General features: G+C 69.3%; 14 protein-coding genes. All 14 read right to left on the bottom strand.

Annotated elements, in window-relative coordinates; translation table 11 throughout:
- Positions 1 to 12 precede the first annotated feature (12 nt).
- The 14 genes from atpA to C6376_RS02490 all read right to left on the bottom strand — a co-directional run bounded on the left by atpA (position 13) and on the right by C6376_RS02490 (position 13,152).
- On the bottom strand, positions 13 to 1,602 hold the full coding sequence (gene atpA / locus C6376_RS02425) for a F0F1 ATP synthase subunit alpha (RefSeq protein ID WP_057584041.1): 1,590 nt from the start codon (positions 1,600 to 1,602) through the stop codon (positions 13 to 15).
- A gap of 134 nt (positions 1,603 to 1,736) precedes the next feature.
- Positions 1,737 to 2,558 carry a F0F1 ATP synthase subunit delta gene (locus tag C6376_RS02430; RefSeq protein WP_107441889.1) on the bottom strand — a complete coding sequence of 274 codons (822 nt, stop codon included), beginning with the start codon at positions 2,556 to 2,558 and terminating at the stop codon, positions 1,737 to 1,739.
- Positions 2,555 to 3,103 carry a F0F1 ATP synthase subunit B gene (locus C6376_RS02435; protein WP_107448729.1) on the bottom strand — a complete coding sequence of 183 codons (549 nt, stop codon included), beginning with the start codon at positions 3,101 to 3,103 and terminating at the stop codon, positions 2,555 to 2,557. Before C6376_RS02435 ends, C6376_RS02430 begins: the two co-directional genes overlap by 4 nt.
- 45 nt (positions 3,104 to 3,148) lie before the next feature.
- Positions 3,149 to 3,397: a F0F1 ATP synthase subunit C gene (locus C6376_RS02440; RefSeq protein ID WP_107441890.1), complete on the bottom strand. Its 249-nt coding sequence runs from the start codon at positions 3,395 to 3,397 to the stop codon at positions 3,149 to 3,151.
- A gap of 72 nt (positions 3,398 to 3,469) precedes the next feature.
- Positions 3,470 to 4,279: a F0F1 ATP synthase subunit A gene (gene atpB, locus C6376_RS02445; RefSeq protein WP_107441891.1), complete on the bottom strand. Its 810-nt coding sequence runs from the start codon at positions 4,277 to 4,279 to the stop codon at positions 3,470 to 3,472.
- A 222-nt stretch (positions 4,280 to 4,501) separates the two neighbouring features.
- The gene (locus C6376_RS02450; protein WP_057584054.1) at positions 4,502 to 4,915 is read right to left on the bottom strand and encodes a hypothetical protein; all 414 of its coding nucleotides are present in this window, start codon (positions 4,913 to 4,915) and stop codon (positions 4,502 to 4,504) included.
- Positions 4,916 to 5,218: 303 nt separating this feature from the next.
- Positions 5,219 to 6,571, bottom strand: coding sequence for an MraY family glycosyltransferase (locus C6376_RS02455; protein ID WP_107441892.1), 1,353 nt, complete (start codon positions 6,569 to 6,571; stop codon positions 5,219 to 5,221).
- A gap of 174 nt (positions 6,572 to 6,745) precedes the next feature.
- Positions 6,746 to 7,984, bottom strand: a complete 1,239-nt coding sequence (gene glyA, locus C6376_RS02460) for a serine hydroxymethyltransferase (protein ID WP_107441893.1) — start codon at positions 7,982 to 7,984, stop codon at positions 6,746 to 6,748.
- A gap of 76 nt (positions 7,985 to 8,060) precedes the next feature.
- Positions 8,061 to 8,738 (bottom strand): protein-tyrosine-phosphatase, encoded by a 678-nt coding sequence (locus C6376_RS02465; RefSeq protein ID WP_057584057.1) that lies wholly within the window; start codon positions 8,736 to 8,738, stop codon positions 8,061 to 8,063.
- Positions 8,735 to 9,382: an L-threonylcarbamoyladenylate synthase gene (locus C6376_RS02470; RefSeq protein WP_107441894.1), complete on the bottom strand. Its 648-nt coding sequence runs from the start codon at positions 9,380 to 9,382 to the stop codon at positions 8,735 to 8,737. Before C6376_RS02470 ends, C6376_RS02465 begins: the two co-directional genes overlap by 4 nt.
- A gap of 89 nt (positions 9,383 to 9,471) precedes the next feature.
- The gene (gene prmC / locus C6376_RS02475) at positions 9,472 to 10,311 is read right to left on the bottom strand and encodes a peptide chain release factor N(5)-glutamine methyltransferase (protein WP_107448730.1); all 840 of its coding nucleotides are present in this window, start codon (positions 10,309 to 10,311) and stop codon (positions 9,472 to 9,474) included.
- A gap of 87 nt (positions 10,312 to 10,398) precedes the next feature.
- A complete protein-coding gene (gene prfA / locus C6376_RS02480) occupies positions 10,399 to 11,475 on the bottom strand; it encodes a peptide chain release factor 1 (protein ID WP_057584061.1) in 1,077 nt (358 codons plus the stop codon).
- 107 nt (positions 11,476 to 11,582) lie between these two features.
- Positions 11,583 to 11,807, bottom strand: a complete 225-nt coding sequence (gene rpmE, locus C6376_RS02485) for a 50S ribosomal protein L31 (protein ID WP_069769943.1) — start codon at positions 11,805 to 11,807, stop codon at positions 11,583 to 11,585.
- 169 nt (positions 11,808 to 11,976) lie between these two features.
- A complete protein-coding gene (locus tag C6376_RS02490) occupies positions 11,977 to 13,152 on the bottom strand; it encodes an LCP family protein (RefSeq protein WP_107441895.1) in 1,176 nt (391 codons plus the stop codon).
- Positions 13,153 to 13,168 lie beyond the last annotated feature (16 nt).

Genomic DNA, 13,168 nt, shown 5'->3' on the forward strand with positions numbered 1-13,168 from the left:
CCCTTCCTTACGTCACTTGGCCGCGGCCGGGGCGTCCTCGCCGAGAAGCTTGCCGTCCGAGGTCTCGAACTGCTTCTTGAACTCGGCGATGGCGTCGGCAACAGCGGTGAGGGTGTCGTCCGACATCTTCGCGCCCTCCTTGATGGAGGTCATGAGGCCCTGCTCCTTGCGGTGCAGGTACTCCAGGAGCTCCTTCTCGAAGCGGCGGACGTCGGAGACCGGAACGTCGTCCATCTTGCCGGTGGTACCGGCCCACACGGAGACGACCTGGTCCTCGGTCGGCATCGGCTGGTACTGCGGCTGCTTGAGCAGCTCGACCAGGCGCTGACCGCGCTCCAGCTGCGACTTCGACGCCGCGTCCAGGTCGGAACCGAAGGCGGCGAACGCCTCCAGCTCGCGGTACTGGGCGAGGTCGAGGCGGAGCCGGCCGGACACCTGGCGCATGGCCTTGTGCTGGGCGGAACCGCCGACGCGGGAGACCGAGATACCGACGTTCAGGGCCGGACGCTGGCCGGCGTTGAACAGGTCGGACTCCAGGAAGCACTGGCCGTCGGTGATGGAGATGACGTTGGTCGGGATGAACGCCGAGACGTCGTTGGCCTTCGTCTCGACGATCGGCAGACCGGTCATCGAGCCGGCGCCCAGGTCGTCGGAGAGCTTCGCGCAGCGCTCCAGCAGACGGGAGTGCAGGTAGAAGACGTCACCCGGGTAGGCCTCGCGGCCCGGCGGGCGGCGCAGCAGCAGGGACACGGCGCGGTAGGCGTCGGCCTGCTTCGAGAGGTCGTCGAAGATGATGAGGACGTGCTTGCCCTCGTACATCCACTGCTGGCCGATGGCCGAACCGGTGTACGGCGCCAGGTACTTGAAGCCGGCCGGGTCGGACGCCGGGGCGGCGACGATGGTCGTGTACTCCAGCGCGCCGGCCTCTTCGAGGGCGCCACGCACGGAGGCGATGGTCGAGCCCTTCTGGCCGATGGCGACGTAGACGCAGCGGACCTGCTTCTTCACGTCACCGGAGCGCCAGTTGTCACGCTGGTTGATGATCGTGTCGACGGCCAGGGCGGTCTTGCCGGTCTGGCGGTCACCGATGATCAGCTGACGCTGGCCACGGCCGATCGGGGTCATCGCGTCGACGGCCTTGTAGCCGGTCTCCATCGGCTCGTGCACCGACTTACGGGCCATGACGCCGGGAGCCTGCAGCTCCAGCGCACGGCGACCGGACGTCTCGATCTCGCCGAGGCCGTCGATCGGGTTGCCGAGCGGGTCGACGACACGGCCGAGGTAGCCCTCGCCGACGGCGACGGACAGGACCTCTCCCGTGCGGGTGACCGGCTGGCCCTCTTCGACGCCGCTGAACTCGCCGAGGATGACGGTACCGATCTCGCGCTCTTCGAGGTTGAGCGCAAGACCGAGGGTGCCGTCCTCGAACTTCAGCAGTTCGTTGGCCATGGCCGAGGGGAGGCCCTCGACCTTCGCGATGCCGTCGCCGGCAAGGGTGACCGTACCGACCTCCTCGCGCGAGGCCGCGTCCGGCTTGTACGACTGGACAAAGTTCTCCAGCGCGTCCCGGATCTCCTCCGGCCGGATCGTGAGCTCCGCCATCTGGGTTCCCTGCTCTCCTTGTTGGGCCCGAAGTTTCACTTTGGGGGGATGGGGACTCCCCCCTGAAAGAGGTGAATCCTCTGCACGGCCCAACCAGGGCCGCCATCAGTTCGTACTGCGGTCTTGAGTTGCTGCTAGCTCGCCATGCGGCGGGCGGCGTCCTCGATGCGGTCCGCGAGGGAACCGTTGATCACCTCGTCGCCGACCTGCACCCGGATCCCGCCGAGGACCGCGGGGTCCACGTCGAGGTTGAGGTGCATCGGGCGGCCGTAGAGCTTGGCAAGGGCGGCGCCGAGGCGCTGCTTCTGCGGGTCGCTCAGCGGTACCGCCGAGGTGACGACGGCGACCATGCGGTCCCGGCGCTCTGCGGCGAGCTTGGACAGGGCTTCGAGGCCCGCTTCCAGGCTACGTCCACGCGGCGCGGTCACGAGGCGCGTCACCAGTCGCTCGGTGGCCGCGTCGGCCCGGCTGCCGAGCAGGCTGCCCAGCAGCTCGCTCTTGGCCGAGACGGTGGCCTTCCGGTTGGTCAGTGCGGCGCGCAGCTCGGTGTTCGAGGAGACGATCCGTCCGAAGCGGAACAGCTCGTCCTCGACGTCGTCGAGCGTGCCGGCCTTCTGCGCGGCCGTGAGGTCGGCGATGGACGCCAGCTCCTCCAGCACGTCCACCAGGTCGCGGGGCTGCGACCAGCGGGAACGCACCAGGCCGGACACCAGGTCGGCGGCGGGGCCGCTGATCCGGGAGCCGAGCAGGCGCTGGACCAGCTCGGCCTTGGCCTCGCCGGCCTGCGCCGGGTCGGTGAGGACCCGACGCAGTGAGACCTCGCGGTCGAGCAGCGCGGTGACGGTCGCCAGCTCACCGGCAAGCTGCGCGGCGTCCACGGACGTGGAGTCCGTCAGCGCGTCGAGACGCTCACGGGCTGCTGCGAATGCCTCGCGGCTCGCTCCGTGTGCGGTCATCGAGACGCCTCGGCCTTCTCCTCGAGCTCGTCGAGGAAGCGGTCGATGACGCGGCTCTGGCGGGCGTGGTCCTCGAGGGACTCCCCGACGAGCTTGCCGGCCAGTTCGGTGGCGAGCTTGCCGACGTCCTGACGCAGCGCGGACGCGGCGGCCTTGCGGTCCGCCTCGATCTGGCTGTGCCCGGCGGCGACGATCTCCTCGCGCTGGCGCTGGCCTTCCGCGCGCATCTCGGTGATGAGCGTGGCGCCCTGCTCCTGCGCCTCCTGGCGCAGCCGCGCGGCCTCATGACGGGCCTCGGCGAGCTGGGCCTTGTACTGCTCCAGGACGCTCTGGGCCTCCGTGCGAGCAATCTCGGCCTGTTCGATCCCGCCCTCGATGGCGTCGCGACGCTCTTCCAGAACCTTGTTGATGTTCGGAAGGAGCTTCTTGCCCAGGACGAAGAACACGATCGCGAAGGCGATCAGACCGATGACGAGCTCGGGGATCTCCGGGATCAGAGGATTCTGGGCCTCCTCCTCAGCCGCGATTTGCAGCAAGGGCGAGATCACATCAGTTCCTTCCGTGGAATTCTCTCGTCGGCGTGGACCGGATCAGGACGACGTCGGGTAGACGAAGCCCATGACCAGACCGATCAGGGCGAGCGCCTCACAGAGGACGAAGCCGAGGATCTGGTTCTGACGGATCAGGCCGGCGGCCTCGGGCTGGCGGGCCAGCGCCTGGGTGCCGTTGCCGAAGATGATGCCAACGCCGACGCCGGGGCCGATGGCCGCGAGACCGTAGCCGATGGCAGCGAGGTTGCCCTTGATTTCGACCGCGGCGAGGGTGTCGAGAGCGGACATGCCGTAACTTCCTTCTCTTTACACAGGCCGGTGGGGGTTGGCCACCGGAAGTTCAGGGGGTGGTGCGGGTGCTCAGTGGTGCTCGGCGAGCGCGCCCTGGATGTAGCTGCAGGACAGGAGGATGAAGACGTAGGCCTGGAGAGCCTGGATGAACAGCTCGAACACCGTCATCACGAGGACCATCAGGAACGAGACCGCCGAGTAGGCGATACCGATGCCGTTGAGCAGGTACCAGGTTCCGATGGTGAAGATCAGGATCAGCACGTGCCCGGCGAACATGTTGGCGAAGAGCCGGACGGCGTGGGTGAAGGGCCGGATGAACACGTTCGACAGGAACTCGAAGAACATGACCATCGGGAACACCGGGCCGAGCGAGCGGTCGTAGCCGGTGATGTTCTTGAAGCCGCCGACGAAGCCGTGGCGCTTGAACGTGATGCTCATCCACAGGATGTAGACGAGCGCGGCGAGACCTGCCGGGAAGGCGATCACCGCGGTGGCCGGGAACTGGGCCACCGGGACGATCGACCACAGGTTCATGATCCAGATGAAGAAGAACAGCGCGAACATCAGCGGGACGTACTTCTCGCCCTCGCGCTTGCCGATCGTCTCGTAGACCACTCCGCGGCGGACGAAGTCGTAGCCGGCCTCGCCGACCATCTGGAGCTTGCCGGGGATCAGCTTCGGCTTGTTGAAGGCCGCCCAGAAGAATCCGATGACGACGACGGTGCTCACCAGCGAGAGCAGCATCGGCTTGTTGAATTCGATGCCGCCGACAGTGAAGAGCGGCTCGAACATGAACGAGTGCAGGCCGGGGGTCGGGAAACCGCACCCGTCGAAAATATGACAGTCGGTCTCGAAGGCGAGCGTCTTGGCGTTACTCACCGCGAGCTCCTTCAGCGTGGCGCATGGGTACGGCAACCTCGATGTGTCGGCGCGGCCTGCGACCGCGGGACGGCACTGGACTGGACTTGCGGATTAGGGGGCGGCGACTGGGCTCCGAACCGTGAGACGTCACAGGCACGCTTGCCGCCCGCGCCAGCTCTGCCGCAGTTGTGGCGAGACCATAGCAAAAGAGCGGAAGTCCCTTTACACCGGCCCTACAGGTCACGACGACGTCCGAGCGGAATCCGGCTCGACGTAGAGGATCTTGGCCTTCATGTGCGAACGCACCTGGGCGGCGATCCACACCAGAGTGGCCGCGAGCAGCGTGAAGGCGAAACATTTCGGATCGAAGGCCGAGGTCCCCTTGAACGTGATCAGCACGATCATCAACAGCAAAATCTGAGTGGTGTACAGCAACAGCCCCATCGACTGGAACAGATGGGGAAGCTGGCGCGCGGTGCGCAGCAGCACCATCAGCCCGCCGCCCATGAAAAGCAGGACGAGCACCGCACCGAAGACGGCGCCGAGCGCTCCCTTGCCGCCGGCAACGGCGGCGCTCACCGCGACTCCCGCCACACCCGCGACCGCGGTGGGCAGGGCACAGTGCAGGAGCGTTCGTACGTCGTTGGACTGCATGGCGGCAACTCCGCATTCAACGGGGGCAGGGTGTCGTCATGGACGAGCGTAGTCCCGGCTCGAGGGGGCGAGTGACCTCGCTCCGCCTCGCTCCAACGAACCGTCTCAGCACGGTCCTTCGGCTCTATCCGGGGGTTCTCGTGAACCGTATCACAAACTATTTGATGAGGTCTTTACCTGGAGGGTGTGCCCACTGTCACACATGAGAGTGACAGTGCGCGTCTGTGCGGAATCCGGGGTGGCTTGTCTGGTAATGGGGGCTTTGCCCTCCCCTGACTCCCCCACGACTTGGCAATGCTCTCGTCAGATTCTTACCTTGGAGCTGCGCCGACCGCCGATCGCGGTGGCCCCGTTGGCCCCCGCCACCCCGACCGTGACAGGGGTCTGCCGCTCCTCCCCCGCACGGGCCGCGACAGGCTCCGCATCCCCCGCGGACTGCTCGACGGAGTCCACCGCCGACTGCTGCTCCAGGGCAGCCACGGAGCGCCGCCGGCGCCGGTAGCGCGGCGGGACGAACGCCTCGGCCCAGCGCGGCGTGCGCGGCGTGAAGCGCGGCAGCAGAAGCAGCACCAGCCCGATCGCACTGAGGAACACGACGCCGAGGACGATCCACATAGAGGCCGAGTTGACCGAGTAGGCGAGCGCGCCGAAGGCGATCAGTGCCGACCAGAAGTACATGATCAGCACCGCGCGGCTGTGCGAGTGGCCGATCTCCAGCAGCCGGTGGTGCAGGTGCCCGCGGTCCGCCGCGAACGGCGACTGCCCCCGCCAGGTGCGGCGCACGATCGCCAGGATCAGGTCGGCGGCCGGGATCGCGATGATCGTCAGCGGCATCACCAGCGGGATGTAGACCGGCACCATCTGGTGGACGGCGGCGCGTTCCGAACCGGAGAACAGCTTCATCACATCGGGGTCGACCTGACCCGTGACGGAGATCGCGCCCGCGGCCAGCACCAGCCCGATCAGCATGGAGCCCGAGTCGCCCATGAAGATCCGGGCGGGATGCATGTTGTGCGGCAGGAAGCCCAGGCACATGCCCATCAGGATCGCCGCGAACAGCGTCGCCGGGGCGGCCGCCTCGATGCCGTACGAGTACCAGATGCGGTACGCGTACATGAAGAACGCGGCCGCGGCGATGCACACCATGCCGGCGGCGAGACCGTCGAGCCCGTCCACGAAGTTGACGGCGTTGATGGTGATGACGACCAGCGCCACCGTCAGCAGCGTGCCCTGCCACTGTGTCAGGGCGACCGTGCCGACCAGCGGCACCGGCAGCCACAGGATCGTCAGACCCTGCATGACCATCACGCCCGCGGCGATCATCTGACCGCCCAGCTTGATCAGGGCGTCGATCTCGAACTTGTCGTCCAGGACGCCGATCAGCCAGATCAGCGCGGCTCCGGACAGCAGGGCGCGCGGCTCGTTCGACTTCTCGAAGACCTCGTTGAGGTTGGTGAGATGGTCGGCGACCAGCAGGCCGGCGCACAGACCGAAGAACATCGCGATCCCGCCGAGCCGCGGAGTGGGTTCCCGGTGCACGTCACGGGCCCTGATCTCCGGCATCGCTCCGGCCACGATCGCGAATTTCCGTACCGGCCCTGTCAGCAGATACGTCACCGCGGCCGTGATGCAGAGCGTCAGCAGGTATTCACGCACGGGCTTCCCCACATGTCTCGCCGGCCATCTCAGTCCCACACCCTAGCGATCGACTACGTCACGGCGCATATGTGTGAGGACTCCCGGGTAGTGACGATGGTTTCACGTGAGGCTGTGAGCCGTGGCGCACCGGGGGTGCGCACCCGGGAGCGCACAGGGCGCGTCTACCCGGTTTCAGGCCGGACAGGGCGGGAACGCCCGGGTCAGTTCGCGCACGTCCTCACGGGCCGTCCTGGCTTCGGTGTCCTCCCTGAGCACCCCGGCCAGCAGCGCCGCGATCCGCGTCATCTCCTCCTCCCGCATGCCCTGCGTGGTCACCGCGGCGGTGCCCAGGCGCAGGCCGCGCGCGTTGCCGTGCGGCAGGGCGCAGCAGTCCAGGACGATCCCGGCGGCCGCCAGCAGCCCCCGCGCGGCACGTCCGTCGACCCCCAGGGGCGCGGTGTCGGCGGTGATGAGGTGCGTGTCCGTGCCGCCGGTCGTCACGACCAGCCCCTCCCGCTGCAGCGCGGCCGCGAGAACCTTCGCGTTGGCGACCACCTGATGGGCGTACAGCGCGAACGCAGGAGTCGCCGCCTCCCCGAACGCCACCGCCTTCGCCGCGATCGTGTGCATCTGCGCACCGCCCTGCGTGAACGGGAAGACGGCCCGGTCCACCCGCTCGGCGAGGTCGCTGCCGCACAGGATCATTCCGCCGCGCGGCCCGCGCAGCACCTTGTGGGTGGTGGCGCAGACGATGTCGGCGTACGGCACCGGGGAGGGCGCCGCTCCCCCGGCGACCAGCCCGATGGGATGGGCCGCGTCGGCGATCAGGAACGCGCCGGCCTCGTCGGCCACCTCGCGGAAGAAGCCGTGGTCGAAGTGGCGCGGGTAGGCGATGGACCCGTACACGATCGCCTTGGGCCGATGCGCCCGGGCCAGCGTGCGGACCTGCTCGTGGTCGATGAGCCCGGTCTCCGCGTCCACCCCGTAGGGGACGAAGTCGAACCAGCGTCCGGAGAAGTTCGCCGGCGACCCGTGGGTGAGATGGCCGCCGTGGGGCAGCCCGAGGGCCAGCACGGTGTCGCCGGGCCGCAGCAGGGCGGCGTAGGCGGCCAGCACCGCCGAGGAACCCGAGTGCGCCTGCACGTTGGCGTGTTCGGCGCCGAACAGCGCCTTGGCGCGGTCCACGGCGATGCGCTCGGCGATGTCGACGATCTCGCAGCCGCCGTGGTGACGGGCGCCCGGATACCCCTCCGCGTACTTGTTGGCGAGCGGCGAGCCGAGGGCGGCGAGCACGGCGGGCGAGGTGAAGTTCTCGGCGGCGATCAGCTGGAGCGTCGACGCCTGCCGCTCCCGTTCGCCGAGGATGATCCCGGCCAGCTCGGGGTCCTGCCGGCGCAGGACATCGGTCTCGGGGGCATGGGTGACCGACATGGTGCGCTCCGGGCGTCGACGGTGACGTACGTCCAATGTAGGCCCGCACCGCCCGCCATGCCCCGTGCTCGCGAGGTCAAGCTCGCGTCGGCACCCCGGTCAGGGCCGTGACCACCGGGTCCAGGGCCTGGTGTATCTCGTCGCCGATGGAGCGGAAGAACGGCAGGGGCGCCCCGTACGGGTCGTAGACCTCGTCGGCCTCCAGGGTCGGGGCCAGGAGCCACCCGCGTAGCGCCGCCGCCGCGCGGACCAGCGCCCGTGCGCGCATCACCACGCCCTCGTCCAGCGGCGGGAGGGTGGCCGGGTCGATGGCGTTCACCAGGCGGGTGAACTCCTTCAGGGTGAAGGTGCGCAGCCCCGCCGAGTGGCCCATGGAGATGACCTGGGCACGGTGGTCGCGGGTGGCGGTCAGGACCAGGTCGGCCATGATGACGTGCTCGTCGAGGAGTTCCCGGCCGGTGAACCCGGAGGCGTCCGCGCCGAACTCGGCCAGCACGGTCTCCGCGTTGGCCTCCATCGGCGCGCCCTCGTGGCCCCAGGTGCCCGCGCTCTCCACGATCAGCCCGCCGCCCAGCAGACCGAGCCGCTGCGACACGAAATGCCGGGTCAGCCGCTCGGTGATCGGCGAGCGGCAGACGTTGCCGGTGCTGACGTGGAGGATGCGGAAGGTGTCGCGCGGATATCCGAACGTCGTCGTCTGCTCCGCGGCACGTTCCCCGTTGCCTATGCCACGCCCCGCGTCAGGGGCTGTCAATTCGCCACCTCGAGGTCGGGTACGACCTTCCGCAGCTCGTCCGCGGAGATCGCGCCCGCCCGCAGCAGCAGCGGCACCTCACGGCTGACGTCGACGATCGAGGAGGGCACGTTGCCGGGGGTCGGACCGCCGTCGAGGTAGACGGAGACGGAGTCGCCGAGCATCTCCTGCGCGTAGTCGCAGTTCTCCGGCGCCGGGTGGCCGGTGAGGTTGGCGGAGGAGACCGCCATCGGGCCGACCTCGGTCAGCAGTTCGATGGCGACCGGGTGCAGCGGCATGCGCACGGCGACCGTGCCCCGGGTGTCGCCCAGGTCCCACTGCAGGGACGGCTGGTGCCTGGCGACGAGCGTCAGCGCGCCCGGCCAGAAGGCGTCGACCAGTTCCCAGGCCAGCTCGGAGAAGTCGGTGACGAGGCCGTGCAGCGTGTTCGGGGAGCCGATGAGGACGGGGGTGGGCATGTTGCGGCCCCGGCCCTTGGCGTCCAGCAGGTCGGCGACGGCCTCCGAGGAGAACGCGTCGGCGCCGATCCCGTACACCGTGTCGGTCGGCAGGACCACGAGCTCGCCCCGGCGGACGGCGGACGCGGCCTCGCGCAGACCCGTCACACGGTCGGTCGCGTCGTTGGTGTCGTATCGCCGGGCCATCTAGCGAGCCTCCTCGTACACGGAATTCACGAAGTACACGAATACGGACGCGTACGCGTCCTGCTGCGGGTCGAGAGTGCGGGGGGCGCTCACGGCGTCGCCCTGCGGGCGGTGGCGAAGCGCGGACGGTTGTTGAGGTCGGGGTGGTCGGCCGCGTCGGCCCAGCCCCGCTCCTCGGTGAAGATCCACGGCACCTGGCCGCCCTGGGTGTCGGCGTGCTCGATGACGACGACGCCGCCCGGACGCAGCAGCCGGTGCGCGGTGCGCTCGATGCCGCGGATCAGGTCGAGCCCGTCCTCACCGGAGAACAGGGCGAGCTCGGGGTCGTAGTCACGCGCCTCGGGGGCGACGTACTCCCACTCGGTGAGCGGGATGTACGGCGGGTTGGAGACGACGAGGTCGACCTGGCCGTCGAGGTCGCGGAAGGCGTCCAGGGCGTCGCCCTGGCGCAGGTCGACCCTGGAGCCCTCCATGTTCCTGCGGGTCCACACCAGGGCGTCCTCGGACAGCTCCACGGCGTGCACCCGGGAGCGCGGGACCTCCTGCGCGAGGGCGAGCGCGATGGCGCCGCTGCCGGTGCACAGGTCGACGATCCGCGGCTCGACGACGTCCATGGCGCGTACGGCGTCTATGGCCCAGCCGACGACCGACTCGGTCTCGGGACGCGGCACGAAGACGCCGGGGCCGACCTGGAGCTCCAGGTACCGGAAGAAGGCCCTGCCGGTGATGTGCTGGAGCGGCTCGCGCTGCTCGCGCCGGGCGATGGTCTCCCAGTACCGGGCGTCGAAGTCGGGGTCCTTCACGGAGTGGAGTTCACCGCGCTTGACGCCGTGCACGAACGCGGCGAGCTCCTCCGCGTCGTTGCGCGGCGAGGGCACGCCGGCGTCGGCCAGCCGCTGGGTGGCCTGAGCTACCTCAGCGAGCAGCAGACTGCGAGGGCTCGGGGGGCGTCCCCCAAATGATTGCTGCACGCAAGTCCTCCGTGTCGTACTCGTCGTGCGTCCGTCCTACAACGCCTACGCGGCCGCGAGCTTGGCGGCCGAGTCCGCGTCGACGCAGGCCTGGATCACCGCGTCGAGGTCGCCGTCCAGGACCTGGTCCAGGTTGTACGCCTTGAAGCCGACGCGGTGGTCCGAGAGGCGGTTCTCCGGGAAGTTGTACGTGCGGATCTTCTCGGAGCGGTCGACGGTGCGGACCTGACTGCGGCGGGCGTCGGCGGCCTCCCGCTCCGCCTCCTCCTGCGCCGCCGCCAGCAGCCTGGAGCGCAGGATACGCATCGCCTGCTCCTTGTTCTGCAGCTGGCTCTTCTCGTTCTGGCAGGAGGCCACGACTCCGGTGGGAACGTGCGTGATGCGCACGGCGGAGTCGGTGGTGTTGACGGACTGGCCGCCGGGCCCGGAGGACCGGTACACGTCGATGCGCAGGTCGTTCGCGTTGATCTCGACGTCGACCTCCTCGGCCTCGGGCGTCACCAGCACGCCGGCGGCGGAGGTGTGGATCCGGCCCTGCGACTCGGTCGCGGGCACCCGCTGCACACGGTGCACTCCGCCCTCGTACTTCAGCCGCGCCCAGACGCCCTGTCCGGGTTCCGTCGCGCCCTGCCCGCCCTTGGTCTTCACCGCGACCTGGACGTCCTTGTAGCCGCCCAGCTCGGACTCGGTCGCGTCGATGATCTCGGTCTTCCAGCCCACGCGTTCGGCGTAGCGCAGATACATCCGCAGCAGGTCGCCGGCGAACAGGGCCGACTCGTCGCCGCCCGCGCCCGCCTTGATCTCGAGGATGACGTCCTTGTCGTCGGACGGGTCCCGGGGCACGAGCAGCAGCCGCAGCTTCTCCGTCAGCTCCTCGCGCTGCTTCTCCAGCTCCTTGACCTCGGCGGCGAAGTCCGGGTCGGAGGCGGCGAACTCGCGCGCGGTCTCGACGTCGTCGCCGGTCTGCTTCCAGGAGCGGTACGTACCGACGATGGGGGTGAGCTCGGCGTAGCGCTTGTTCAGCTTGCGCGCGTTGGCCTGGTCGGCGTGGACCGACGGGTCGGCGAGCTTCTTCTCCAGGTCGGCGTGCTCTCCGAGCAACTCCTCGACGGCCTCGAACATGGTGGGCTCCTGAATGACGTACGTGGGGGAAGGGCGGGCGACCAAAAACGCCGGTCCCGGCGTGTCCCGGGCGGGGACACTGCCGTGGACCGGCGAAGAGGGGCTCGCTACTTCTTGGAGCCGGCGGCGGCCTTGCCGAAGCGGGCCTCGAAGCGGGCCACACGGCCACCGGTGTCGAGGATCTTCTGCTTGCCCGTGTAGAACGGGTGGCACTCGGAGCAGACGTCGGCGCGGATGTTGCCGCCCTCGATCGTGCTGCGGGTGGTGAACGACGCGCCACAGGTGCAGCTGACCTGCGTCTCGACGTACTCGGGGTGGATGTCGCGCTTCAAGGTGTCTCCTAGTTTCGGGAGGGCGCCGGGTCGCTGCCGCGGGATACGGCAAACGTGAACCGGAGCCGACGTACCAGTCTGCCAGCACTGGCCGTATCCCCCAAAACCGGGGGGCGGGGCGATCTATTCCCGGGGGCCTCGGCGCCGGGTGCGGTGGGCCCCCGGGCGGCTACGACGCGGCCACGACCCCGGCCGCCTCACCGCTGGCGTTGCCCTCGGTGGCCGCCTTCGGGACGGGCCGGTCGTTCCTGAGCGCCGTCCACACCTGCTCGGCCTTCGCCTCGGAGACGAGGACGCGGTTGAGGTCGGACGGGTCGTACCGGACCGGCATCGTCACCATGGTCATGTCCGCCGCGCCGATACCCTTGAGACCGCGCGCGAAGGACATCAGGGAGTTCAGCGACCCTAGGCGGGAGTCGGTGGTGACGGCCTTGGTGGCGGTGTCGGCGAGGTCGTACAGCTTGGTCCCGCCGGTGAACAGACCGACGTGCTCGACCTGGTCGACCAGGGCCTTGAGGAAGGCCTGCTGGAGCTGGATACGGCCGAGGTCGGAGCCGTCGCCCACGCCGTGCCGGGTGCGGACCAGGCCGAGCGCCTGGCCGCCGGTGAGCCTGTGGGTGCCCGCGTCGAGTTTCAGGTGGCTGTCGGGGTCGTCGATGGCCCGGGTCGTGGTGACCTCGACGCCGCCGAGTTCGTCGATCAGCTTCTCGAAGCCGGCGAAGTCGACTTCCAGGTAGTGGTCCATGCGGATACCGCTGATCGCCTCGACCGTCTTGACCGCGCAGGCCGCGCCGCCGGTCGAGTACGCCGAGTTGAACATCGCGTCGGGCGCGGCGTCGTGCGTGACGCCCTTCGTGTCCGTGCAGGCGGGCCGGTCGACGAGGGTGTCGCGCGGTATGGAGACCACACTGGCCCTCTTGTGGCCCTCGTAGACGTGCACGACCATCGCCGTGTCGGAACGGGCGCTGCCGTCGTCGGCGCCGCCGCCGAGCTTCTTGTTCGTGCCGGAGCGGGTGTCCGAGCCCAGCACGAGGATGTTCTCGGAGCCGTTGTCGGCCTTGGGGGGCCGCGACGTGCCCAGCGCCTGGTCGATGTCGACGCTCTTGATGTTGCCGTTGAGCTTGAAGTACAGGTATCCCGCTCCGGTGCCGCCCAGGACGAGGACGCCCGCGGCGCTCCACGCGGCGATCAGCAGGCCCTTGCGTCTGCCGCCGCGCTGCTTGCGGTGGCGCGGACCGCGCCGACCGTCCCGGCCGCCCGGGTGGCCGGGACCGCTGTGGCCGGCCCCGCTCGTCGTGCCGGCTTCACCCGGTGTGCCGGGCTCCGGCGTGCTCTCGGCAGACATGTGCTCCTCTGTTCTC

Source organism: Streptomyces sp. P3 (assembly GCF_003032475.1).
Lineage (GTDB): Bacteria > Actinomycetota > Actinomycetes > Streptomycetales > Streptomycetaceae > Streptomyces.